Consider the following 23,855-nt stretch of genomic DNA (forward strand, 5'->3'; position numbering starts at 1 on the left):
CTCAGATCTCCTCCGGGAAATGTTTCATCGTCAGACGGATCGGGTTCGGCGCGGCCTGTCCCAGCCCACAGATCGAGGCATCGACCATCGTCTGGCTCAGTTCTTCCAGCAGGTCCGTATCCCACCGCTCGGCCTGCATCAGCTTGACCGCCTTTTCGCACCCCGCCCGGCATGGCGTGCACTGGCCACAGCTTTCGTCCTCGAAAAACCGCAGCATGTTCAGTGCCGCCCCGCGCGCCGAATCCTGATCCGACAGGACCACCACCGCAGCCGAGCCGATAAAGCTGCCGTGAGGCTGCAACGTGTCAAAATCCAGCGGCACATCGTCCATTGATGCGGGCAACAACCCGGATGACGGGCCGCCCGGCTGGTAGGCTTTGAACGCGTGTCCATCCAGCATGCCGCCGGCTGCCGCGATGATGTCGGTGATCGTCGATCCGGCGGGCAACAGGTGCACACCCGGGTTTTTCACCCGCCCCGAGACCGAGTAGGACCGCAACCCCTTGCGCCCGTTCTTTTCCACGCCGGACAGGATCTGTGGGCCTTCGCGGCAGACCCGCGCGATCCAGTAGAGCGTTTCGACATTGTGAACGAGGGTCGGACGACCAAACACGCCGACCTGCGCCACGAATGGCGGGCGATGGCGCGGAATGCCGCGCTTGCCCTCGATCGATTCGATCATCGCGCTTTCTTCGCCGCAGATATAGGCGCCCGCACCGCGTCGCAGTTCGACAAATCCCTTTTCGATCAGTCCCTTGCTCTCAAGCGCCTCGATTTCCTTTCGCAAGATCTCGATCACGGCCGGGTATTCGTCGCGCATGTAGATAAAGCAACGATCCGCCTCGACCGCCCAGGCGGCTATCAGCATTCCCTCAAGGAAAAGATGTGGAGTGCGTTCCAGATAGAACCGATCCTTGAAAGTGCCCGGTTCGCCTTCGTCGCCGTTCACCGCAAGATAACGAAGGCCGGTTTCGGCGCGCACGAAGCCCCATTTCTTGCCCGAGGGAAACCCCGCACCGCCAAGCCCGCGCAGGCCGGCAGAAAGCAGCATGTCCTGCACGGCTTCCCAGTCGCCACCCGAGCGCAACGCTGCGAGCCGGTCATATCCGCCCTGAGCGGTATAGGCATCGAGTGTTTCGTATTCCGGAATCTGCGCCTTGGTCTCGCCAGCGGCAATCGCCGCCTTCACCTTGTCCGGATCCGCATGGTCAATATGACGATGGCCCAGTTCCAGCACCGGCGCGGTATCGCAACGCCCCATGCACGGCGCCCGCAGAACGCGAACCTGCGACGGGTCGAGCCCGTTTTCCAGCGCCTGCCTGAGCTGCCCTGCCCCCGCCAGTTCACAGGACAGCGAATCGCATACCCGGATCGTCAACGCCGGAGGCGGTGTCTCGCCTTCCTTGACGACGTCGAAATGGGCATAAAATGTCGCAACCTCGTAGATTTCGGCCATGGATAGTCGCATTTCCTCCGCCAGCGCCCGTAAATGCGTGGCAGAGAGGTGCCCGAAGCGGTCCTGAATGAGGTGCAGGTACTCGATCAGCAGGTCACGGCGACGCGGCTCTTCTCCGAGGAGGTCACGGATTTCGATAAGAGACTCATCGTCGTACTGACGCCCCTTCGGCGTGCGCCGCCCCTTGCCACGGCCAGACTTCCAGATACCGACGTCATCAAGCGACATGCCTCTTCGTCCCTCCCGGCTTCAAGCAATTCGATATTCCTTATAATCAAGTTATTTTACTATCCGTCAACACGAAGTTTTACAAAAATTCCCGGAAACCCGTGACCAAGGACGCAGAACAGAAACAATTTTCCACGATAGGCAACAGAGCCACCCGGCCATCTCCACGGCGACGGCGACCTGTTGCGGCGGCTTGCTCCAGCGTGGTTTCGGCTTGCAAAGGTTTTGTTTTCAGAAGGCACGATTTCCGGCGATCTCGTTACAGATCAGAATGTCCTCAGACATGTCTGCGCAGTTTGCGCTTTAGAACTGAAAACAATGTCGTTAACGTCTCGCTGGCGGTTGCTGCAGCACCTCACGCCCTGCGGTCGATCGGAAAATCAACTGGCGAACTACGGCGGATTCTACAGTGACATCAAAAATAGGCTGGCACCTTTTACGGCAGCTGCGAAAGGTCTGGGTCCGCGTGACCGCATTTGCACTGTTGGCAGTCGCGACTGCCGTGCTCGCGCAACTCATTGCGCCACTGATCCCATCGAGTTGGATCATGAAGATCGGCGCCGAGTCAGTCGATCAGGTTCTGAATATTCTTGCGTCCTCGATGCTGGCGGTCACGACTTTCTCGCTGGCAATCGCCACCTCCGCATTTGCCGCCGCAGCGAGCACTGCAACCCCGCGCGCGACCGCGCTTCTTCAGGAGGACCCGACTGCACAAAATGTTCTGGCAACATTTCTCGGCGCGTTTCTGTTCAGCCTGGTGGGGATCATTGCGCTCCAGGCGGGATACTACAGCAGTGCCGGACGACTTGTCCTGTTCATCGTGACGGTGATCGTGATCGGGCTGGTCGTCGTGACATTGCTGCGCTGGATCAGCCACCTGATGTCCTTCGGCAGAATGGGCGATACGCTGGACCGCGTCGAATCGGCTGCGATCAACTCGCTCGAGAACCGGCTTGCGACCCCCTATCTGCGGGGGCGCCCCCTGATCTCGGACATTCCCAGCAGTTGCGTGCCCCTGCTGTCCGACGAGGCCGGATACGTGCTGCATGTGGATATGGGCGAACTCAATACCATCGCCAAGGTCTTGCAGTGTAAGATATGGCTACGCGCGCTGCCCGGGTCGTTCGTGCACCAGGCGCGTGCGCTGATCTACATCGACCGCGAAATACAGGACGACGATCTGGTGAAACGCCTTCGCGACGCATTCACCATCGGCACGGAACGCAGCTTTGAGCAGGATCCCAGATTCGGATTGATCGTGATATCCGAAATCGCGTCGCGCGCGCTTTCGCCTGCGGTCAATGACCCCGGAACAGCGATCAGCATTTTAGGACGGGTGGTGCGAATACTCTCGCGGTGGCGCGAGCCAGTGGATGCCGAGATTGAATACGACGCTATATTTGTGCCGGCCGTGACGGCAAATGCACTTATCATAGACGCCTTTCGCCCGATTGTCCGCGATGGCGCCGGCTGTATCGAGGTGCAGATTCGGGTCCAGAAGGCGCTGCAGGCGTTGGCGGCAATCTCACCGGATGTCTTTGCCGAGCCGGCGGCGCAAATGGCTGCGGACGCGCGCGCCCGCGCGAAGGATAATCTGACCGAAACCGAATACCGGCTGATCGAAGAGGTTCATGTGCAAGCGCCCGAGCAACCGGACGCGCATCGCCGCTCGGCCTGAGCGACAGCGGGAAACAGCCCGTTTCCGAACCATGCGTTGACTGGCACGCACATGCCGGTGCGCCGTGACGGGAGTTCTTTGTCTCGCAAACGGCCAAGGCGCTGGCTGATGGTTCCTGACCATTCTTCGGCGAGATGTTTCCGACAAGCGATTGTTGTCTTGCATCCTGTTCTGGCTTACGGGATAAGAATGAAATGTTATAAAGTATCATTCTTGATTGCCGCGACCTGCGTGATGGGTTCGGGCAGATCGACCGGATGCATCACACAGCCACACGTGTCGCGCGACACGCACACCGCAGAACAGATGGAACTGACCAAATGACCGACACACGCCTCCCTGTCACCGTCCTCTCCGGGTTTCTCGGCGCGGGCAAGACGACGCTTCTGAACCGGGTTCTCAACAACCGCGACGGGCGACGCGTGGCCGTCATTGTCAACGATATGTCCGAGGTGAATATCGATGCCGATCTCGTCCGCGCGGATACCGAACTGTCGCGCACCGACGAAACGCTGGTCGAAATGTCCAACGGCTGCATTTGCTGTACCCTGCGTGACGATCTGTTGCAGGAGGTGAGAAAGCTCGCCGCCGAAGGCCGGTTCGACTATCTGCTGATCGAATCCACAGGAATCTCCGAACCGCTCCCCGTCGCCACCACATTCGAATTTCGCGACGAGGCCGGTGCGAGCCTGTCGGACATCACGCGCCTTGACACCATGGTAACGGTCGTTGACGCGGTGAACCTTCTGAACGATTACACCAGCCATGATTTCCTGCGTGACCGGGGCGAGACATTGGGAAGCGACGACGCGCGCACCCTCGTTCACCTGCTGACCGACCAGATCGAATTCGCGGATGTGATCATACTCAACAAGGTGTCCGATGCAGACCCGCAAAAGGTGGATGCCGCGCGCAAAATCATCCGCAGCCTGAATGCCGATGCCCGGATCATCGAAACCGATCATTCAGAAGTGGCACCGGAGGCGATACTCGACACCGGACTGTTCGACTTTGAAAAGGCGCATCAACACCCGATGTGGGCCAGGGAACTGTACGGGTTCGCCGATCACGTACCGGAAACCGAGGAATATGGCGTCGGGTCATTCGTCTATCGTGCGCGGCGTCCGTTTGATCCGTCGCGCATCATGGACGTGCTGAACGGAGACCTGCCGGGGGTCATTCGCGCCAAGGGACATTTCTGGATCGCAACACGACCGGACTGGGTCGCGGAGTTCTCACTTGCCGGGGCGTTGTCGTCGGTCACGCCGCTTGGACAATGGTGGGCGTCCATTCCACACGACCGCCATCCTGACCACGAGAGCGCCCGGGCCTATCTGGCCCGGCATTGGCAGGAACCCTGGGGCGATCGGCGTCAGGAGATCGTTTTCATCGGTGCCGGCATCGACTGGCCGGTCCTGAAGTCTCGGCTTGACGAGGCGCTGCTGCCTGAAAACCTGGCGCCGTCGCCGGACATGCTGCCCGACCTGCCGGACCCGTTTCCCGTCTGGCGGAGGGCCGCGGCTTGACACTGCACCGACCCATCGACGCCGGAATGCCGCCGGGCGTTCTGATGGTCAGCGACCGCGAGGATTTCGGCGCCATCCGGTCACCGGGAATCGAAGCCATGATCTGGCAGCGCCGCCCGCACGCTGCGCTGCAAACGTGGCTAGACGGTCTCGAACCCGGATTGCTGCCACGAATGCGGGTCACGCTGCGGCCCGGGCAGATCCGCGCGACCCTGACCGAGACATTCCTTTGCGCCGGTCTGCCAGCGGTTCCTGAACGCAGCCTGCTGATCGATGACATCACGTTTCTGGCCGATGTTTTTTCGCAAACGATGTGCGCGCGATGGCTGCGCCTGCGACTGGATGTTGTCGATACCAACGCCTGTCGCCGCTTCCACGTCGATCGGGTAACGGCCCGGCTGGTCTGTACCTATCGCGGTACCGGGACCCAATACGGAGTCTCGCCGGCGGGAGAGCCGGACGTCATTCACACCGTTCCCACCGGCGCGCCGTTTGTCATGCGCGGCACGCTCTGGCCGGCGGGAGCGAACCACGATCTGCGGCACCGTTCCCCACCTGTCGCGGGCACCGGCGAAACACGACTTGTACTGGTCCTCGACCCGGTGACTGATCCGGAGGAAGGGTGATGAGCCGCAACATGTCATCGACCCTGCGCCGCCGTTTTCGTCCGGACCCGATGCGTGCCTTTGACAGCCTGCCACGACCGTTGCGCGCCTGGATGGCACAGGCCGCCTTGCCATGGTCGCCGGCATCCTGCCACCGGCTCTGGCAGAAAGCGCGCTCCGAGGGCGCCAGCCTTGACAGCATTCTCGAACGTCTCGACCAAGCAGAGGCCCGCACACTTGCGCGCGACGGGCTTGCATTGCCGCCCTCCCCTCTCGAAAGTCAGCGACACCGTCAATCCCGAGGCGACGCCTGACATGGCCGAAACGCAGTCGCGAACCCGGAACCGTCTGCCCGGTCGGCGTTGCGCGTTCGGGAGACACACCTGCATCCGTCATGACGACCGGTCCCGATCCGCTGGATGACATCCGGGCGCGACACTGGTAGCAGAATATCGAGCCGGCGATCTTGCGGATGCCGCGCCTCGCGGCAAGCGATATTGTCCGCAGGAGAGAATTCACGAAACCGCGCTGCCCGTTGGCGAGGCGGAACGGGAGGGAACGATGCTTCGATCAGCCGAGAACGGTGGCGATCCGTTGCGGACGGCGCGCATCCTGATCGTCGATGACGAGCCGGGAATGCGCCACTTTCTCGTCAAGACCCTGCAACCGCTCTGCCGCCACGTGGACAGCGCCGAGGACGCCAGCGCCGCCGAAATGCTGCTGGCCACGCGCCAATATGACGTGATGGTGCTCGACAACATCATGCCGGGGCAAAAGGGGCTCGACTGGCTGCAGGAACAGCGCGGCAAGGGCGGTTTTGCGAATACCATCCTGATTACCGCCTACGCGGACCTGCAGACCGCGATCGAGGCGATGCGGGCGGGCGCTTCGGATTTCCTGATCAAGCCTTTCCGATCGAACCAGATCTTGAATGCCCTGCACAAATGCCTGGAACTGGCGCAACTGAAGCGCGAGAACGCGCTCTTGCTGCGCGAGCTGGATACCGCCTCGAGGGGCAATCGCCGCAAGGAACTGGTCGGGGCCTCACCCGCCATCGGTGACGTCCGTACGCTGCTGGAGCGAGTCGCGCCCCTGTCAACACCGGTCATGATCACCGGTCCGTCGGGATCGGGCAAGGAAGTCGCCGCACGGCACCTGCATCTGCATTCCGGGCGCGGCGCGGCACCATTCGTGCCGATCCAGTGCGGGGCGATTCCCGCCGACATGATCGAATACGAATTGTTCGGCCATGCCCCCGGCGCCTTTCCGGGGGCACAGACGGGCCGCGAGGGCCTGCTGGCGCATGCTTCGGGCGGGACCGTTTTTCTGGACGATGTCAGCGAACTGAGCGCCAGCGCACAGACCGCCCTGCTGCGGGTGCTGGAAGATGGCGTGATCCGACCGATCGGAACCGGGCGCGATGTGCAACTGGACCTGCGCTTTATCATTGCATCCAGCAGGTCGCTGCACATGGCGGTGCAGGCCGGCACCTTCCGCGAGGACCTGCTGTTTCGGATCAATGTGATCGAAGTGACCATGCCGCCGTTGAAGGATCGCGGTGGCGATGTGCTTGAACTGGCCGAACTGTTTCAGACCGAGATATCACTGGCGCTCAACCTGCCAAGGATCGAGATGACCTCGGCCATTCGATCCGCCATGCTGCGACACGACTGGCCCGGCAATATTCGCGAATTGCACAACTTCGTCGAACGGGCGCTGATCTTTGGCCGCTTCCCGCTCGAAACGCTCGGCAACACCGGCACGCCCGATGACATCACTCCGCTGGAAGACACCGAAAAGCGCGAAATCCTGCGCGCGCTCGACGCTCTGGACGGCAACCGCTCCGAAGCCGCCCGACGGCTGGGCGTGTCACGCAAGACGATTGATCGCAAATGTGCGGCCTGGGGCCTCTGATCGATGGCGCGTCTGCCCAAGGCCCTGCGCTCGGTCCGGGTACGGCTTCTGGTGATCGCGCTGCTGCCCATGCTCGTGCTCCTTCCGATCCTGCTGGGCAGTACGGTCTGGCGCTGGTCGGGCAAGGTGGACGCGATCCTCGTCAACAAGGTGACGGGCGATCTGACCATCGCGGATCAATACCTGGGCCAGCTTATCGAGACCTCGGGCGAGCGCCTGGACGCCATCGCGCGTTCGGTCGATCTGCAAGAGGCACTCCAGACCGGCAGCCCTGACGATTTCCTGGCCGGCAAACGCGCCGATCTGGGGTTCGATTTCCTCCGCATCACCCGCGACGGGAACTGGCCCGTGGTGCAGAGCGCGCTTGGCGGACAATGGCAAAGCCGGATCGACGTGTTCGATGCGCAGACGCTGGCGACACTCTCGCCCGAACTGGCGGACCGTGCCGCGATCCCGCTGGTTCCGACACGCGGCGCCGTGCCAACCGACCGCTCTGTCGAGACGCGCGGACTGGTCATTCATTCCGCCGCGCCGGTAACGCTGCCTGACGGAACGCGGGCGGCGCTGGTGGGTGGGCTTCTGCTGAACCGGAATCTCGACTTCATCGATACGATCAACGCGCTGGTCTATCGTGACGAAAGCCTTCCGCAGGGCAGCCAGGGCACCGCGACCTTGTTTCTTGACGATGTGCGCATCTCCACCAATGTCCGCCTGTTCGAAAACGTACGCGCCCTGGGCACCCGCGTTTCCGCCGAAGTCCGCGCGCAGGTGCTCGGCGAAGGCCGGGTCTGGCTGGACAGCGCGTTTGTGGTCAACGATTGGTACATCTCGGCCTACGAGCCGATCTTCGACAGTTTCGGCGCACCGGTCGGCATGCTGTATGTCGGATTTCTTGAAACACCCTTTACCGAGGCCAAGCGGAACTCGATCATCATCCTTGGCGTTGCCTTCCTGCTGATCGCCCTGACGTCGGTGCCGGTGTTCCTGCGATGGGCCGGGCGCATCTTTCGTCCGCTCGAAGGCATGACCCGCACAATCGACCGGGTCGAAAGCGGCGATCTGAGTGCCCGCAACCCGCCGGTCGAGGCGGATGGCGAAATCGCACAGGTAGCGCGGCATTTCGACAGCCTGCTTGACGGTCTGGAGCAGCGCGACCGCGAATTGCGTGAATGGGGCGAGACGCTGGAACAACGGGTCGCCGACCGCACGCGCGACCTGCGCGAAGCACATCAACAGCTGGAACAAACCACCGAGCGGCTGATCATTTCCGAAAAGCTTGCCGCTGTCGGCGAAATCACGGCCTCGGTCGCGCATGAGATCAACAACCCGGTGGCCGTGATCCAGGGCAATCTGGACCTGGCCCGCAGCAATCTGGGAGAGGCCGGGCACAAGGCGGACGAGGAATTCCGCCTGATCGACGATCAGGTCTATCGCATCGGCGTCATCGTTTCAAAATTGCTGCATTTCGCCCGTCCCGAAGAATATTCCGGTGCCGACCGGCTGGTGGATCCGTCACAGGTGCTGCACGACTGTCTGGTTCTGACACGGCATCAGGTCCAGACGGCTGGCATTACCTGCACTGCGCAAACCGCCAGCACATCCCCGGTACGCATCTCGCGCACCGAATTGCAGCAGGTGATCGTCAACCTGATCCTGAATGCGGTTCACGCCATGCCCGAGGGCGGGACGCTGCACGTGTCCACCACCGAAGAGGATGGCGAGATCATCCTGACTGTCCAAGACACCGGCAAAGGCATCGACCCTGCAACGCTGGCCCGGATATTCGACCCGTTCTTTACCACGAAACAGGCGCAAGGCACCGGGCTGGGCCTGTCGATCAGCCGCCAGATCGTGAGTCGCGCAGGCGGCCAGATCACCGCCCAATCAACGCTCGGCGCAGGCAGCCGGTTCACGGTGCGCCTGCCGGTGGAAAAAATCTGAAGACCGGCCGATTTGGACAGAATGTCCCGAAATCCTGCGTCAGTGGAGTCCCATGTTCGACAGATTGTTCCAAAAGCGCGACCGCCGCTGGTTGATATCCGACAAAATGTCATTCAAAGCATTGATAACGTTAATAAAATTTCCTTGACCTTGCAAGGCACACTCGTCCTTTTCTTGTGATGCATGCCATCGCGCGCCCGGAGGACGGCGCGCCGGACACACCAAGGGAGGAACAACCATGAGCAACGCCGCAACCGGCGCGTTGGGGTTCTTGCACAAGAGCCATATCGTCGCCGAACCCGGATTCAACCGCTGGCGGGTGCCGCCGGCCTCAATCGCCATCCACCTGTGCATCGGTTCGGTCTATGCGTGGTCGGTCTTCAACCCACCGCTCACGCGGGAATTGGGCGTGGTCGCATCCAGCGCGGATGACTGGAGCCTTGGCTCGGTCGTGTGGATCTTTTCCGTGGCGATCGTGTTTCTCGGTCTCGCCGCCGCCTTTGCCGGAAAATGGCTGGAAGAGGTCGGTCCACGGATGGTCGGCGTCGTCGCCGCAATCCTGTGGGGCGGCGGCTTTATCATCGGATCGTTCGGGATCTCCAGCCACCAGCTCTGGCTCGTCTATCTCGGCTATGGTGTGCTGGGCGGCTGTGGCCTCGGGCTTGGTTATGTCTCACCGGTGTCGACACTGATCCGCTGGTTTCCCGACCGGCGCGGCATGGCGACGGGCATGGCGATCATGGGCTTTGGCGGCGGCGCGATGATCGCCGCCCCGGTGAATGGCTGGCTTCTGAGCCTCTATGCCAAGGCGCCCGATTACCTTGGCACGCAGGATGCCGTCGCAACCGTGGTCGAGGGTGGCCGCGTTTTTGCCGAGACCGCGTCCGGGCGTGTCGAGGTGGTGATCGCCTCGGCCACGCAGGCCGCCGATTTTGCCGGTCAGGCCGGCGTCTACGTCGTCGGAACCGGCGCGACGGGTGCCGCGCAAACCTTCATGACGCTCGGCATCTTCTATTTCATCGTGATGATCCTTGCCTCGTTCCAGTACCGGGTCCCCGGCAAAGACTGGCGGCCCGCCGGCTGGACGCCGAAACCCGCAGCCTCGGGCATGGTCAGCGACAACAACGTCCATATCGACCAGGCGCTGAAAACCCCGCAGTTCTGGCAGCTCTGGATCATGCTCTGCTTCAACGTGACGGCAGGGATCGGCGTGATCGGTGTCGCCAAGACCATGATGTCGGAAATCTTCGGCACGGTGATGCCGCTGGTCGTTACGGCCGGGTTTGCGTCGACCTATGTGCTGATGATCTCGGTCTTCAACATGCTGGGGCGGTTCTTCTGGGCTTCGACATCGGATTATATCGGGCGCAAGACGACCTATATGTGCTTCTTCGTGCTGGGTCCGCTCCTGTACCTGTCGATCCCCTATTTCGCGTCGGCGGTGGCAACCAACCCGGCAATGATATATCTCATCGGCTTTTATGCCGCGACGATGATCATCTTCTCGATGTATGGTGGCGGCTTTGCAACGATCCCGGCCTATCTCGCCGACATGTTCGGCACCATGCATGTGGGGGGCATTCACGGTCGGCTGCTGACCGCGTGGTCCACCGCCGGCGTTCTGGGGCCGCTGGCCATCACGTCGTTGCGGCAGATGTCGGTGACGAGCGCAATCCAGGACCTGGCCGCCAAGGTCGATCCCGCCGCCTTTGCCGCGAAATTCGGCGCTCCGCTGGCGCAGCTCGATCAACTGGTCGCGGCCAAGACCGTGACCATTGCAAAGCTGATGGAGATTGCGCCCGAGGGAACGATCGACCCGACGCCTTCGCTGTACAATACCACGATGTACTGCATGGCGGCGCTGCTGGTCGTGGCGTTGTTTGCCAACCTTCTGATGCGGCCGGTGAAAGAACATCACCATCACGACGAGCCGGAGTTGCAGGCCGTTCCGGGCGAATGACAAGGGGGGCCGGGGCGTTTACAGATGTCCCGGCCTTCTGACACATCAATCCCGGATAGACACCGATGCTCGACAAGCTGGAAATGTTCATCGTCCTCGCCCGCGAAAGCCATTTTGGGAGGGCCGCTGAACGGCTGAACATCGCCCAGCCGACACTATCCGCCGGGATCAAGCAACTCGAAGCGCAACTCGGCGTGCAACTGGTCTATCGTGGATCGCGATTTGGCGGGCTCACACCGGAGGGGCAGAGCGCCCTTGTCTGGGCCAGGAAGATCGTTGGCGATGCACGCCAGTTGCGCGAAGAGATGCGCTTCAAGAAACATGGCCTGTCCGGTCAGTTGCGTATCGCGGTCATTCCCACTGCGCTGACATGGGCGTCAACACTCTCGACCGCGTTCAGTGCCAAACACCCTAATGTCAGATTCCGGATCCTGTCGCGCACCTCGACCGAAATCCTGTCGATGCTCGACAATCACGAGGTCGACGCCGGCATTTCCTATCTCGACAACGAACCGATGGGGCGCGTCAGCACCGAAGCTCTTTACGAAGAGCGCTTCATGCTCATCTGCCGGTCGGAATCCGAATTCGCGAGCCGCAACGCGGTCGGATGGCGAGAGCTGTTCGATCAGAAACTGTGCCTCCTGACGCCGGACATGCAGAACCGCCGGATCATCAACAGGAATTTCGCGTCTGTCGGCGTGACTCCTTCGCCCAGTGTCGAGTCGAATTCCACGATCGTTCTGGTGGCCTATGTCGAAACCGGCGGATATCTGACGGTCCTTCCCGAGGACATGGCGCGGTTTCTCGTCGCCGGCAAGCCGCTGTCGGTCGTTCCGATGACCGGCAAGGAACCAAATCACACCGTTGGGCTGGTCGCGCCCTATCACGAACCGCACACACCTGTGCTTGACGCGCTGCTGCGCGAGGCGCGTAGAATATCGGCCAATCCTTGATAGAAATGTTCTATCGGTTAACGGAAATTCGATATTGATTATTGAACATAAGGGCTGATTGACTGGGGCGGACTCAACCAAGAGGCCAGTCCATGCAACCAGCCGCATCACCATTTTCAGACGAGGATCTGCGCGCTCTCGCCAGTGCCCACGCCGGGCGCGAAGGGCCGCTTTTGCCCCTATTACACGATATTCAGGACAGGTTCGGGCATATCCCGGAAACCGCGCACGAGATCATCTGCGACGCCCTGAACATCTCTCGCGCCGAATTGCATGGCGTCATCTCCTTTTACCACGATTTCCGCCAGGCCCCTGCGGGGCGGCATGTGCTCAAGGTCTGCCGCGCCGAATCCTGTCAGTCCGTCGGCGCAAACGCGGTGGCCGAGGCGGTGCTGGCCCGGCTCGGGCTTGAATGGCATGGCACCACCAACAATGGCGCGGTGACGATCGAGCCGGTCTATTGCCTCGGCCTCTGTGCCTGCGCGCCTGCGGCGATGATGGATGACCGCGTCATCGGTCGCGTGGACGCCGCGAAACTCGACAGGATACTGGCGGAGGCAGGCGCATGAGAATTTTCCTGCCCATGGACAGCGCCGCCAAGGCTCTGGGAGCCGAGGAGGTCGCCGCCGCCCTGCGCGCCGCCGCGCCCGAGGCCGAGATCGTGCGGACCGGGACACGCGGAATGATCTGGCTCGAACCTCTTGTCGAGATCGAAATGGATGGCGTGCGTCACGGCTTTGGCCCGGCAACGCCTGACGACGTGGCTGCAATTCTCGATGGCACCAGCGCCAAGGCGCTCGGCCCGGTCGAGGATCTCGACTGGATGCGGCGGCAGACCCGTCTGACCTTTGCCCGCGTCGGCGTCATCGATCCCCTGTCACTGACCGATTACCAGGCGCATGGCGGTCTGGCGGGGCTGCGGCGCGCGCTCGCCATGAGCGGCCAGGCCATCGTTGACGAGGTCAAGACATCGGGCCTTCGCGGACGCGGCGGCGCGGGGTTCCCCACCGGCATCAAGTGGCAGACGGTGCATGACGCCGACGCCCCGCGCAAATACATCGTTTGCAATGCCGACGAAGGCGACAGCGGCACCTTTGCCGACCGGATGTTGATGGAAGGCGATCCCTTTACCCTGATCGAGGGTATGGCGATTGCCGGGATCGGTGTGGGTGCGACGCAGGGCTATGTCTATCTGCGCTCGGAATATCCCGATGCCATCGCGGTCATGACCCGCGCGGTCGAGATTGCCCGCGCCGCGGGCCTGCTGGGCGTCGACGTGCTCGGATCGGGCAAGGCGTTCGACATGGAGATCCGCAAGGGGGCCGGAGCCTATGTATGCGGCGAGGAAACCTCGCTGTTGAACTCACTCGAAGGCAAACGCGGCGTCGTGCGCGCCAAGCCACCGCTGCCGGCACTGGAAGGGTTCCTTGGCCGCCCGACCGTAGTGAACAATGTGATCAGCCTCGCCACGGTTCCGGTGATCTTCGAGAAGGGCGCGCAATATTACGCCGATTTCGGCCTTGGAAGATCGCGCGGCACGGTGACGTTGCAAATTGCCGGGAACGTCGCGCGTGGCGGGATGTTCGAAACCGCGTTCGGCATCACCCTTGGCGACGTCGTCAACGACCTTGGCGGCGGCACCCGCTCGGGCCGCCCGGTCAAGGCGGTGCAGGTTGGCGGCCCGCTGGGGGCCTACATGCCCGTCACGAAATTCGACACCCCGCTGGGTTACGAGGAATTCGACGCGGCGGGCGGGTTGATCGGCCATGCCGGCCTGACGGTATTCGACGACACGACCGACATGCTGGGAATGGCGCGCTTTGCCATGGAGTTCTGCGCGGTCGAAAGCTGTGGCAAATGCACGCCCTGCCGGATCGGAGCGGTACGCGGCGTGGAAACCATCGACCGCATTGCCGAGGGCGACCCTGCCGCCCTGCCCTTGCTCGCCGATCTCTGCGAGACCATGAAGGACGGATCGCTTTGCGCTTTGGGCGGCTTCACGCCCTTCCCCGTCATGTCCGCCGTGACCCAATTCCCCGACGATTTCGCCCGCCAGAAGGAGGCCGCAGAATGAAGGACTTCATCATTCCCGCGATGAACCCGCAAGACGACCGCGACATGGGCACACCCGCCAGCGCGGGCAAGCCCGTCACCCTGACCATCGACGGATTCGAGGTGACCGTGGCCGAGGGCACTTCGGTACTGCGCGCCGCCGCCGAACTCGGCATCCAGATCCCCAAGCTCTGCGCGTCCGACAACCTGGACGCCTTCGGGTCCTGCCGCCTCTGCGCGGTCGAGATCGAGGGACGGCGCGGCACGCCCGCCTCGTGCACTACGCCGGTGTCGCCGGGGATGGTGGTCGATACCAATTCCGCCAAGGTGCGGAAAATCCGCAAGGGTGTGATGGAGCTCTATATCAGCGATCACCCGCTTGATTGCCTCACCTGTTCGGCCAACGGGGATTGCGAATTGCAGGACATGGCGGGTGCCGTGGGGCTGCGCGACGTGCGTTACACGGCCCCGGAGAACGGTGGTCTCGCCAATCATTTCACCGCACGCAACACCTCGGGCGAGGTCAATCCGCAATGGCTGCCCAAGGACGACAGCAACCCGTATTTCACTTACGATCCCTCGAAATGCATCGTCTGCAACCGCTGCGTGCGCGCCTGCGAAGAGGTTCAGGGGACCTTTGCCCTGACCATTTCAGGGCGTGGATTCGACAGCCGCGTCGCAGCGGGCGGCGCCGGGGACGACTTCCTGTCCTCCGACTGCGTGTCCTGCGGTGCCTGCGTGCAGGCCTGCCCGACCGCAACCCTGCAAGAGAAATCCATCATCGAGATGGGCACACCCGACCGCTCGGTCATCACCACCTGCGCCTATTGCGGCGTGGGCTGTTCGTTCAAGGCGGAACTGCAGGGTGACGATCTGGTGCGTATGGTGCCTTACAAGCACGGCAAGGCAAATCGGGGCCACAGCTGTGTCAAGGGGCGGTTTGCCTATGGCTATGCGAACCACAAGGACCGCATCCTGAACCCGATGATCCGCGATACGATCGACGAACCCTGGCGCGAAGTCAGCTGGGACGAAGCGCTGAATTTCGCCGCCAGCCGGCTGCGCGGGCTTCAGGACAGGTATGGCAGGAAATCCATCGGTGTCATCACGTCAAGCCGCTGCACCAACGAGGAAACCTATCTGGTGCAGAAACTGACCCGTGCAGTATTCGGCAACAACAACACCGATACCTGTGCCCGCGTCTGCCATTCGCCCACCGGCTATGGGCTGGGCCAGACCTTTGGCACCAGCGCCGGCACGCAGGATTTCGACAGTGTCGAACAGACCGACGTGGTGATCGTCATCGGCGCCAACCCGACCGATGGCCACCCGGTCTTTGCCAGCCGGTTGAAGAAACGTCTGCGCGCGGGGGCAAAGCTGATCGTGATCGACCCGCGCCGGATCGATCTGGTCAAGTCGCCGCATGTGCAGGCCGCGCATCACCTCGCCCTGCAACCGGGCACCAACGTCGCCGTGGTCACGGCGCTGGCCCATGTGATCGTGACCGAGGGGTTGATGGACGAGTCCTTTATCCGCGAGCGCTGCGACTGGGACGAGTTCCAGATCTATGCCGAGTTCGTCAGCGACCCACGCCACAGTCCCGAAGCAACGCAGCTTTTGACCGGCGTGCCCGCCGAAGAGCTGCGCGCGGCGGCCCGGACATTTGCGCGGGGCGGCAACGGCGCGATCTATTACGGGCTGGGCGTAACCGAGCACAGCCAGGGATCGACCACCGTCATGGGCATTGCCAACCTTGCCATGCTGACCGGCAATATCGGCCGCCCGGGCGTGGGCGTGAACCCGCTGCGCGGGCAGAACAACGTTCAGGGATCCTGCGACATGGGCTCTTTTCCGCACGAATTGCCCGGCTATCGTCATGTGAAGCTGCCCGAGGTGCGCGCGATGTTTGAATCCGCATGGGGCGTCGAGATCGATCCGGAACCCGGCCTGCGGATTCCCAACATGCTGGATGCCGCGGTCGAGGGCAGCTTCAAGGGACTGTATTGCCAGGGCGAAGACATCCTGCAATCCGATCCCGACACCAAGCATGTCGCGGCAGGTCTGGCGGCGATGGACTGTGTCATCGTTCATGACCTCTTCCTGAACGAGACGGCGAATTATGCCCATGTCTTCCTGCCCGGCTCGACCTTTCTGGAAAAGGACGGCACCTTTACCAATGCCGAACGGCGCATCAACCGCGTGCGGCGTGTCATGGCGCCAAAGAACGGTTATGCCGACTGGCAGGTGACGCAGTTGCTGGCGAACGCGATGGGCGCGGGCTGGACCTATACCCATCCGTCGCAGATCATGGCGGAAATCGCCGCCACGACGCCCAGCTTTGCCAACGTCACCTATGACCTGCTGGAGGAAAAAGGGTCGGTGCAATGGCCCTGCAACGAGGCGCATCCGGAGGGCGCGCCCCTCATGCATGTCGACGGCTTCGTTCGCGGCAAGGGGCGGTTCATCGTCACCGAATACGTGGCAACGGATGAAAAGACCGGCCCGCGCTTTCCGCTGTTGCTGACAACCGGGCGCATCCTGTCGCAATACAATGTGGGCGCCCAGACGCGGCGCACCGAGAACGTGGTCTGGCACGAGCGCGATGTGCTCGAGATCCATCCGCATGATGCGGAGAACCGGGGCCTGATCGACGGCGATTGGGTGCGGCTGGCCTCGCGCTCGGGCGAGACGACGCTCAGAGCCAAGGTCACGGATCGTGTCAGTCCCGGCGTGGTCTATACAACCTTCCATCATCCCGACACGCAGGCGAACGTGATCACCACGGATTATTCCGACTGGGCGACGAACTGTCCGGAGTACAAGGTGACGGCGGTACAGGTATCCTCTTCGAACGGGCCTACCGACTGGCAGGAAGACTATGCCGCACAGGCCGAACGCTCGCGCCGTATCCTGCCGGCAGCAGAGTAGCGCCATGCAGACGCATGTCAGCGTTCCGGGCCGCGCCCACCGCGCCGACGGGGCGCGCGTCATTCACCGCGCGCTGCCCGAGGAAGTACCCGTTGCCCTTGTTTTCAACGGCACGACGCAGGCGGTGATGATGGCGACTCCCTCCGACGTCGAGGATTTTGCCCATGGCTTTGCCCTGACCGAGGGCATTGTCACTGATACCGCCCAGATCGAGGCCTTTGAGATCGCGGAACACGCACAGGGCATCGAGGCGCGGTTCTGGTTGCGCGTGGACCGGGCCGAGGCCCTGTCCGAGCGGCGCCGCAGCATGGCCGGACCGGTCGGCTGTGGTCTCTGCGGCATCGACAGCCTCGAACAGGCGCTGCGCACGGTGCCCAGGGTCGTCGCCGATCTGTACCTGTCTCCCGCAGAGATTTCGCAGGCAACCGAGGGGTTGCGCGACTGTCAGCGCCTGCATCACCTGACCCGTGCGACCCATGCGGCCGGGTTTCTCGTGCCGGGTGCCGGCGTGACCCTCGCACGCGAAGATGTGGGTCGCCACAACGCGCTGGACAAGCTCATCGGCGCTTTGCTGCTGCGGGGAACCGGTCCGGCGACCGGTGCTGCGGTCATGACATCGCGGCTGTCGGTGGAACTGGTGCAGAAATGCGCGCTCGCGGGCATCCCGGTTCTGATCGCCGTCTCGGCCCCCACCGGAGCCGCCATGCGCCTGGCCGACAGCGCCGGCATCACCCTTGTCGCCTTTGCCCGCAGCGGCGGATTCGACATTTACACCCACCCCCACCGTATCAGCAACGAGGCCGCGCATGTCGCCTGACAAGATGATCCGCATGGCAAACCAGATTGCCACTTTTTTCAAGACCCAGCCCGGAGAAGACGCCCCCGCAAAAATCGCGGCGCATATCTCGGATTTCTGGGAACCGCGGATGCGCGAGCAGCTGCGCGCCTATGCCGAGGCCGGCGGCGCGGGGCTTGACGACACCGTCGTGAAGGCGCTCCCGCTCGTCTGATCTACCCCGGACCGACACTGCGCCATTGCATCGGGTTGTGGCTTCCCCAGACTGCCAAGCCAATATATCAATCTGCTGGCAGGCCATGTTCCGCGCCTTAGGATGAGAGACCCCGGCCATGACCGACAGCGGTGGCAACCGAACATTCGCGATCCTGGGTGCGGGTATCATGGGACGCGCGCTGGCACGGCTCTTTGCACATGGCGGCTGGCAGGTGAGCCTGATCGATCCGAATCCGGAGGCACTGGCCCACAACCCCGACCACCCGCACATCCGGCACTGCACCCGACTGGGAAACGCGACAGAGGCCGCCGCCATCATCGAAGCCGTGCCCGAAAACCTGGAGATCAAGAAGCAGGTCATCGCCGGGCTCGAGCATGTCCTGCCCCCTGAAACGCCGATCCTGTCGAACACATCAGGACTGACGCTTGCCGCGCTTACCGCGGACATGGCACATCCCGGGCGTTTTCTGATCACGCATTTCTTCAACCCCGCAGATGTGATCCCGGCCGTGGAAATCCTGCCCCATGAAACTACGCCGGACACCCTGACCCGGCAGGTCTGCGACTGGCTGACCGAACTTGGCAAATTCCCTGCGCTGCTGACCAAGGAAGTGCCGGGTTTCGTCGCCAATCGCATACAACATGCGATCATGCGCGAAGCCCTCTCGCTGATAGAACAGGGTGTGGTAGATGCCGCCGGTCTGGATGACATCATCCGCTGGTCCATCGGCATACGTCTCGCGTTGAGCGGGCCGATGAAACAGCGCGATCTGAACGGGCTGGATACGCATCTCGCCATCGCAGACTATCTCTATCCCGACCTCGCCGCGCAGGACAGTCCGTCAAAACTGCTGCGGGACAAAGTCGAACAGGGCGATCTGGGCCGAAAATCCGGGCGCGGCTTCTATGACTGGACCAATGGCGACAACACCGCGCCCACGGACGCACAGCTGGCGCGCATCATCGCCCTGTCACGTGAACCCGGCGAGCAATGATCGTGTTCACGTGCCCCGATTGAACCGGCACAGCTACAATCGGGTATCCGCATGTGGCACTTGACCGACCCGCCACGAAATCGAATCGAGGGAGCAAACTTGCTGACGCTGCGTCGCAGCTATAGCGTTTCGCGATAAACCTGAAGCACCTAAAGCTGCCTGAAATCAAAGGTTTCAACGCGTTAAGTGATACCAGATGTTTCAAGTCAATCGCGAAACGCTTTAGATTATCCGTTGTTCAAGTTCTGCGGGGTCATCGACATCGACGTGCCAGAATGCGTCTGATCCATCGGGCATTTTCTGTAGCACGCGTTCGAAGTCTCTTTTGTTGGTGCATCGCCGGATCGCCCATGCGGTCGCTTCGATCGCGTTATCCGGGGTCAAGCTGTGGTTCACGCGAACCTGCTTCACTTCAGAAAGCAGTTCAAGCCGACTGGAAAAGGGAGCAGGAGAGGCCGTAAGATCCCAGTTGTTCACGAAAATTGCACGAAGCACAGTCGGAAGAACCGTCGCGAAATCCAAGCCCTGCTGCGCGGTCAAGCGGCGGCGAAACACCTGAAGCACTGCATCAACAGCGGTGTAGGTCATGTTGTCCGACTCCAGACACATGCGCTCTTTCGCATCATCGAGAAACGCCCGCCATTCTTTTGACGCGTGTCTATATGTCCATGGCATAGGCATGTCCGCACCTTACCAGTTCGCGATCCGCGTTGTGAAGGTCGCTTCTCACTCATTCAGAACGAGATCTGTTGATCCATTCGGGGATTGCGCGCCGTCATTCGCTCGTGATCGGCTTCAATATGCCGGCCAAGTTTTGCGCCGAGAAAAGAGCCGCAAGACCCATCACGAACAACGCACCCTTCTGTAATCAGGCAGGGCGGAAATTGCGCATCAGTCCGCTTGTCCCCGCGCCGCCATCGCGCGCCGTTGGGACAGCGATTGCGCTGTCGCCAGATCGTCACTCTCTACCTTTACCGTATCGCCGCCCGGATACGGAGGAGCCGAAAACTACCGTAACAGCCCGGCTGCTGTCGCGGATAACCGCGTGATCTCATCACCCGACACGACACCGGCCAGCTTGATGACGTCGGTATTCGACGCTGCGGGACTAGATTCCGAAGTGACAGGCCAATTACGCATGCTTGGAGCCCGCGATCCTGATGCAGGGCAACCGGGTGAACGTGGCTATCGTGATTGCCCAGGCGACCATCGGCGTCATCTTGCTGGCTGCGGCGCTCCAACGTTACTTCTTTGGCCGCCTGCAGGGCTGGAAGGCCGTACTTTTGTTTGCAGCTTCGATCTGTCTGATTTACCCCGATTTGCGAGTGACGCTGCTGGGCCTCGGTATCGCGGGGGCAATCCTTGCGATGCAAAAGCTGGGCAGGCGCGATCAGCCCACGCCGGTTGGTGATACCGGCCACTAGTCGAAGAAACGGAGCCTGAACCATGCTGCAAGACCCCAACGCCCTCCGATCGCGATCCGGTGGCCAGATCCTGGTGGATCAACTGCTGATCCATGGTGCCGATACGGCCTTTTGTGTGCCGGGGGAGAGCTATCTCGAGGTTCTGGACGCGCTGCATGATGTCAGCGACCGGTTCAGCCTGATCAATGCGCGGCACGAAGCAGGTGCGGCAAACATGGCCGAAGCGCATGGCAAATTGACCGGCAAGCCCGGCATTTGCATGGTCACCCGTGGCCCCGGTGCCTGCCATGCGTCCATCGGCGTCCACATCGCGCAGCAGGACAGCACGCCGATGATCTTGCTGGTGGGGCAGATTGCCCGCGACACCACCGACCGCGAGGCGTTCCAGGAGGTCGACTATCGCGCCATGTTCGGCCCCATCGCCAAATGGGTCACGCAGATCGACGATGCTAGGCGCATTCCGGAATACATGGCGCGTGCCTTTCGGGTTGCCACATCGGGCCGCCCCGGACCGGTGGTCATTGCCCTGCCTGAGGATATGCTGACCGATGTCGTCTCGGTCGCCGATGCCCGCCCCTATCAGCCGACGCAAGCCAGCCTGTCGACGGCGCAAATCGAAGCGATCAGGGCCGAAATCAGTGCGGCGGACCGGCCCCTGTTGCTGCTGGGCGGCTCGGGTTGGGACAGTGCGGCGGCGCGGCACATCACGCGTTTTGCCGAGGCCAACAACATTCCGGTCAGCTGTTCCTTCCGGCGTCAGGACATCGTGCCCAATCTGTCCCCGGTCTATGCAGGTGATTTCGGCACCTCGACCGCACCCAGCCTATACGCCAACCAGCGCGACGCCGATCTGCTGATCGTGATCGGGGCACGGCTTGGCGAGATGACCACCAGGACCTACACCACGCTCACCCCGCCCAATCCGGCGGTCCGGATGATCCACCTGCATCCCGATCCCGACGAGATCGGGCGCGTTTACGCGCCAGACCTGGGACTGGCCTCCAGCTCTGCCGCCGCAGCCGAAGGTCTGGCCGCACTGGATCTGGGGCGCGCGAAGGACTGGGCGGCCTGGTGCGGGAAACTGCATGGGGATTACCTGAACGATAGCGAAAGTCCGAATGGCGAGGAATGGGAACTGGATATGGGGGTGGCCCTGTGCCAGATTCGTGACAGCCTGCCCGAGGACATGATCGTGACGCTGGACGCGGGCAATCACACCGGCTGGGCGCAGCGCTATCTGCGTTTCGGCAGGCCGGGCCGAATTGTCGGATCGACCTGTGGCGCCATGGGTTATTCCGTACCGGCCGCTGTATCCGCCGCGATCACGCAGCCTGGACGACTGGCGCTGTCATTCGTCGGAGATGGCGGGTTCATGATGAGCGGCAACGAGCTTGCCACCGCCGCGCAATATGGCGCCTGCCCTGTCGTGCTGCTGTTCAACAACGGCATCTATGGCACGATCCGGATGCATCAGGAACGGGAACACCCCGCACGTGTCTCTGGAACAACCCTGCAAAACCAGGATTTCGTCAAGATGGCCGAAGGGCTCGGCGCCTATGCCGAACGGGTGACGCGCACCGAAGATTTTGCCGCAGCCTTTGAGCGCGCCCGCGCATCGGGCCGGCCCGCCGTCATCGAGCTCGTGACCAACCCCGAACAAATCTCGACCCGAACGACGATCTCTCGCCTGCGCGAGGCCGCGCGGTCAAAGGAAACCGCATAAGAGGACAGACATGCCACAGGACGTCGCTTCTCCGGCAGGTCAGGTTGCCGGAACCGATCTGACCCTGCTTCTCGAGAACCTTAAAACGGTGCTCGGCATGGCGCATGTCCTGACTGATCCTGCGGATTTCGCCGGCCGCCTTGTCGAGGATCGGGGCCTTTATCAGGGCCATGCGCTGGCGCTGATCCGTCCTGCCGATACCGAACAGGTGTCGCTGGCGGTGCGTCTGTGTCGTGCGGCAGGCGTGGCCATCGTGCCACAAGGCGGCAATACCGGTCTGGTCGGCGGTGGGACGCCCTATGGTGCAGTGATCCTCAGCACCGAGCGCCTCAACCGGATTATCGACATCGACCCGCTCAACGCGACAATGACCGTCGGCGCGGGCTGTGTCCTCGCCAACATCCAGGAGGCCGCCGCCGAAGCGGACGCCCTGTTCCCGCTTTCGCTGGCCTCGGAAGGATCCTGCCAGATCGGCGGCAACCTGGCCACCAACGCGGGTGGCACCGCGGTTCTGCGTTATGGAAATGCCCGCGAGCTGGTTCTGGGGATCGAAGCGGTGCTGCCGGACGGGCGCATTCTGAGCGACCTGAACGGGTTGCGCAAAAACAACATGGGCTATGATCTGCGCAACCTTTTCATCGGTTCGGAGGGGACTCTCGGAATCATCACCGCGGCAGTGCTCAAGCTTTTCCCGAAGCCGGTTCGACGTGCAACGGCGATGGTCGCCTGCGCCGGACCGTACCCCGCGCTTGCCCTCTATGACAAGCTGCGCCGCGAAAATGCCGATACATTGTCCACCTTCGAATATATCGACCGTTTCGCGCTGCAAACCGTAATCCGCCATGCCGGATGCACCGACCCGATGACGGAAATCCACCCCGCCTATTGCCTTGTGGAACTGACCAGCGCCAATCCGGCAGATGACCTGGATGCGCGACTTGAAACCGCCCTTGCCGCAGCGTTCGAACAGGAGGTCATCTCGGATGCGGTGATCGGGACGTCCGAAGCCCGCAAGGACGCCCTGTGGCGCATGCGCGAGGAACTCTCGGAGGCGCAGAAGTCCGAAGGCGCATCCATCAAACACGATGTGGCGGTGCCGGTGTCGCGCGTGGCCGATTTCATCGAAACCGCGACGGCTGCCTGCAAGGATTACATGCCCGGGCTGCGCCCCTGCCCCTTCGGCCATTTCGGCGATGGCAACCTGCACTTCAACCTGACCCGCCCGCAGGATATGGAAGATGCCACATTCCTGAAGGAATACCCTAATTTCAACCGCATCGTGCATGACATCGTGCACGAGATGGGCGGATCCATTTCGGCAGAGCACGGGATCGGGCAGGTCAAGCGCGCGGAATTGAAACGCTACAAGGATCCGGTGGCGCTGGCCGTAATGCAACAGATCAAGACCACGCTGGATCCGGACGGGCTGATGAACCCAGGCAAGCTGTTCTAGCGCGAAA

19 protein-coding genes are annotated in these 23,855 nt (G+C 62.2%); 17 read left to right on the top strand and 2 right to left on the bottom strand.

Features of this window, described 5'->3' with window-relative positions; translation table 11 throughout:
• Position 1: 1 nt before the first annotated feature.
• A complete protein-coding gene (locus AB9K34_RS07250; protein ID WP_369953754.1) occupies positions 2-1,684 on the bottom strand; it encodes an NAD(P)H-dependent oxidoreductase subunit E in 1,683 nt (560 codons plus the stop codon).
• A 409-nt stretch (positions 1,685-2,093) separates the two neighbouring features.
• Between AB9K34_RS07250 and AB9K34_RS07255 the strand changes: the two genes are divergently transcribed.
• The 14 genes from AB9K34_RS07255 (at position 2,094) to AB9K34_RS07320 (ending at position 19,248) form a co-directional block, all read left to right on the top strand.
• Positions 2,094-3,362, top strand: coding sequence for a DUF2254 domain-containing protein (locus AB9K34_RS07255; RefSeq protein ID WP_369953755.1), 1,269 nt, complete (start codon positions 2,094-2,096; stop codon positions 3,360-3,362).
• Between the two features lie 320 nt (positions 3,363-3,682).
• Positions 3,683-4,888: a GTP-binding protein gene (locus AB9K34_RS07260; protein WP_369953756.1), complete on the top strand. Its 1,206-nt coding sequence runs from the start codon at positions 3,683-3,685 to the stop codon at positions 4,886-4,888.
• The gene (locus tag AB9K34_RS07265; protein ID WP_369953757.1) at positions 4,885-5,514 is read left to right on the top strand and encodes a DUF1826 domain-containing protein; all 630 of its coding nucleotides are present in this window, start codon (positions 4,885-4,887) and stop codon (positions 5,512-5,514) included. Before AB9K34_RS07260 ends, AB9K34_RS07265 begins: the two co-directional genes overlap by 4 nt.
• Positions 5,514-5,807, top strand: coding sequence for a DUF6525 family protein (locus AB9K34_RS07270; protein ID WP_369953758.1), 294 nt, complete (start codon positions 5,514-5,516; stop codon positions 5,805-5,807). The genes AB9K34_RS07265 and AB9K34_RS07270 overlap by 1 nt, the downstream gene beginning before the upstream one ends.
• Before the next feature lie 247 nt (positions 5,808-6,054).
• Positions 6,055-7,407: a sigma-54-dependent transcriptional regulator gene (locus AB9K34_RS07275; RefSeq protein ID WP_369953759.1), complete on the top strand. Its 1,353-nt coding sequence runs from the start codon at positions 6,055-6,057 to the stop codon at positions 7,405-7,407.
• 3 nt (positions 7,408-7,410) lie between these two features.
• Positions 7,411-9,348, top strand: coding sequence for an ATP-binding protein (locus AB9K34_RS07280; protein ID WP_369953760.1), 1,938 nt, complete (start codon positions 7,411-7,413; stop codon positions 9,346-9,348).
• Positions 9,349-9,586: 238 nt separating this feature from the next.
• The gene (locus tag AB9K34_RS07285) at positions 9,587-11,308 is read left to right on the top strand and encodes an OFA family MFS transporter (RefSeq protein ID WP_369953761.1); all 1,722 of its coding nucleotides are present in this window, start codon (positions 9,587-9,589) and stop codon (positions 11,306-11,308) included.
• A 65-nt stretch (positions 11,309-11,373) separates the two neighbouring features.
• Entirely contained in the window at positions 11,374-12,261 is an 888-nt protein-coding gene (locus AB9K34_RS07290) for a LysR family transcriptional regulator (RefSeq protein ID WP_369953762.1), read from the top strand.
• 92 nt (positions 12,262-12,353) lie between these two features.
• Positions 12,354-12,830, top strand: a complete 477-nt coding sequence (locus AB9K34_RS07295) for a formate dehydrogenase subunit gamma (RefSeq protein WP_369953763.1) — start codon at positions 12,354-12,356, stop codon at positions 12,828-12,830.
• Positions 12,827-14,335 carry an NADH-ubiquinone oxidoreductase-F iron-sulfur binding region domain-containing protein gene (locus AB9K34_RS07300; protein WP_369953764.1) on the top strand — a complete coding sequence of 503 codons (1,509 nt, stop codon included), beginning with the start codon at positions 12,827-12,829 and terminating at the stop codon, positions 14,333-14,335. Before AB9K34_RS07295 ends, AB9K34_RS07300 begins: the two co-directional genes overlap by 4 nt.
• A complete protein-coding gene (gene fdhF, locus AB9K34_RS07305) occupies positions 14,332-17,241 on the top strand; it encodes a formate dehydrogenase subunit alpha (protein WP_369953766.1) in 2,910 nt (969 codons plus the stop codon). Before AB9K34_RS07300 ends, fdhF begins: the two co-directional genes overlap by 4 nt.
• Positions 17,242-17,245: 4 nt before the next feature.
• Complete coding sequence (fdhD, locus tag AB9K34_RS07310) at positions 17,246-18,058, top strand: formate dehydrogenase accessory sulfurtransferase FdhD (protein WP_369953767.1); 813 nt, start codon at positions 17,246-17,248, stop codon at positions 18,056-18,058.
• The gene (locus AB9K34_RS07315; protein ID WP_369953768.1) at positions 18,048-18,251 is read left to right on the top strand and encodes a formate dehydrogenase subunit delta; all 204 of its coding nucleotides are present in this window, start codon (positions 18,048-18,050) and stop codon (positions 18,249-18,251) included. Before fdhD ends, AB9K34_RS07315 begins: the two co-directional genes overlap by 11 nt.
• A 118-nt stretch (positions 18,252-18,369) precedes the next feature.
• Positions 18,370-19,248, top strand: a complete 879-nt coding sequence (locus tag AB9K34_RS07320) for a 3-hydroxyacyl-CoA dehydrogenase NAD-binding domain-containing protein (protein WP_369953769.1) — start codon at positions 18,370-18,372, stop codon at positions 19,246-19,248.
• Positions 19,249-19,470: 222 nt separating this feature from the next.
• Here AB9K34_RS07320 and AB9K34_RS07325 read toward each other — a convergent pair whose 3' ends face one another.
• Complete coding sequence (locus tag AB9K34_RS07325; protein WP_369953770.1) at positions 19,471-19,929, bottom strand: DUF2267 domain-containing protein; 459 nt, start codon at positions 19,927-19,929, stop codon at positions 19,471-19,473.
• Positions 19,930-20,390: 461 nt separating this feature from the next.
• On the opposite strand from AB9K34_RS07325, the gene AB9K34_RS07330 reads away from it, so the two are divergent.
• Genes AB9K34_RS07330 through AB9K34_RS07340 form a run of 3 tightly spaced genes read left to right on the top strand, consistent with a single transcriptional unit; the run spans position 20,391 to position 23,848 of the window.
• Positions 20,391-20,672 (top strand): DUF3394 domain-containing protein, encoded by a 282-nt coding sequence (locus AB9K34_RS07330; RefSeq protein ID WP_369953771.1) that lies wholly within the window; start codon positions 20,391-20,393, stop codon positions 20,670-20,672.
• Between the two features lie 22 nt (positions 20,673-20,694).
• Positions 20,695-22,395, top strand: a complete 1,701-nt coding sequence (locus AB9K34_RS07335) for a thiamine pyrophosphate-dependent enzyme (RefSeq protein ID WP_369953772.1) — start codon at positions 20,695-20,697, stop codon at positions 22,393-22,395.
• 10 nt (positions 22,396-22,405) lie between these two features.
• Positions 22,406-23,848 carry an FAD-binding oxidoreductase gene (locus AB9K34_RS07340; protein WP_369953773.1) on the top strand — a complete coding sequence of 481 codons (1,443 nt, stop codon included), beginning with the start codon at positions 22,406-22,408 and terminating at the stop codon, positions 23,846-23,848.
• The last annotated feature ends 7 nt before the right edge of the window (positions 23,849-23,855 follow it).

The organism is Sedimentitalea sp. XS_ASV28 (assembly GCF_041224545.1).
GTDB lineage: Bacteria > Pseudomonadota > Alphaproteobacteria > Rhodobacterales > Rhodobacteraceae > Sedimentitalea.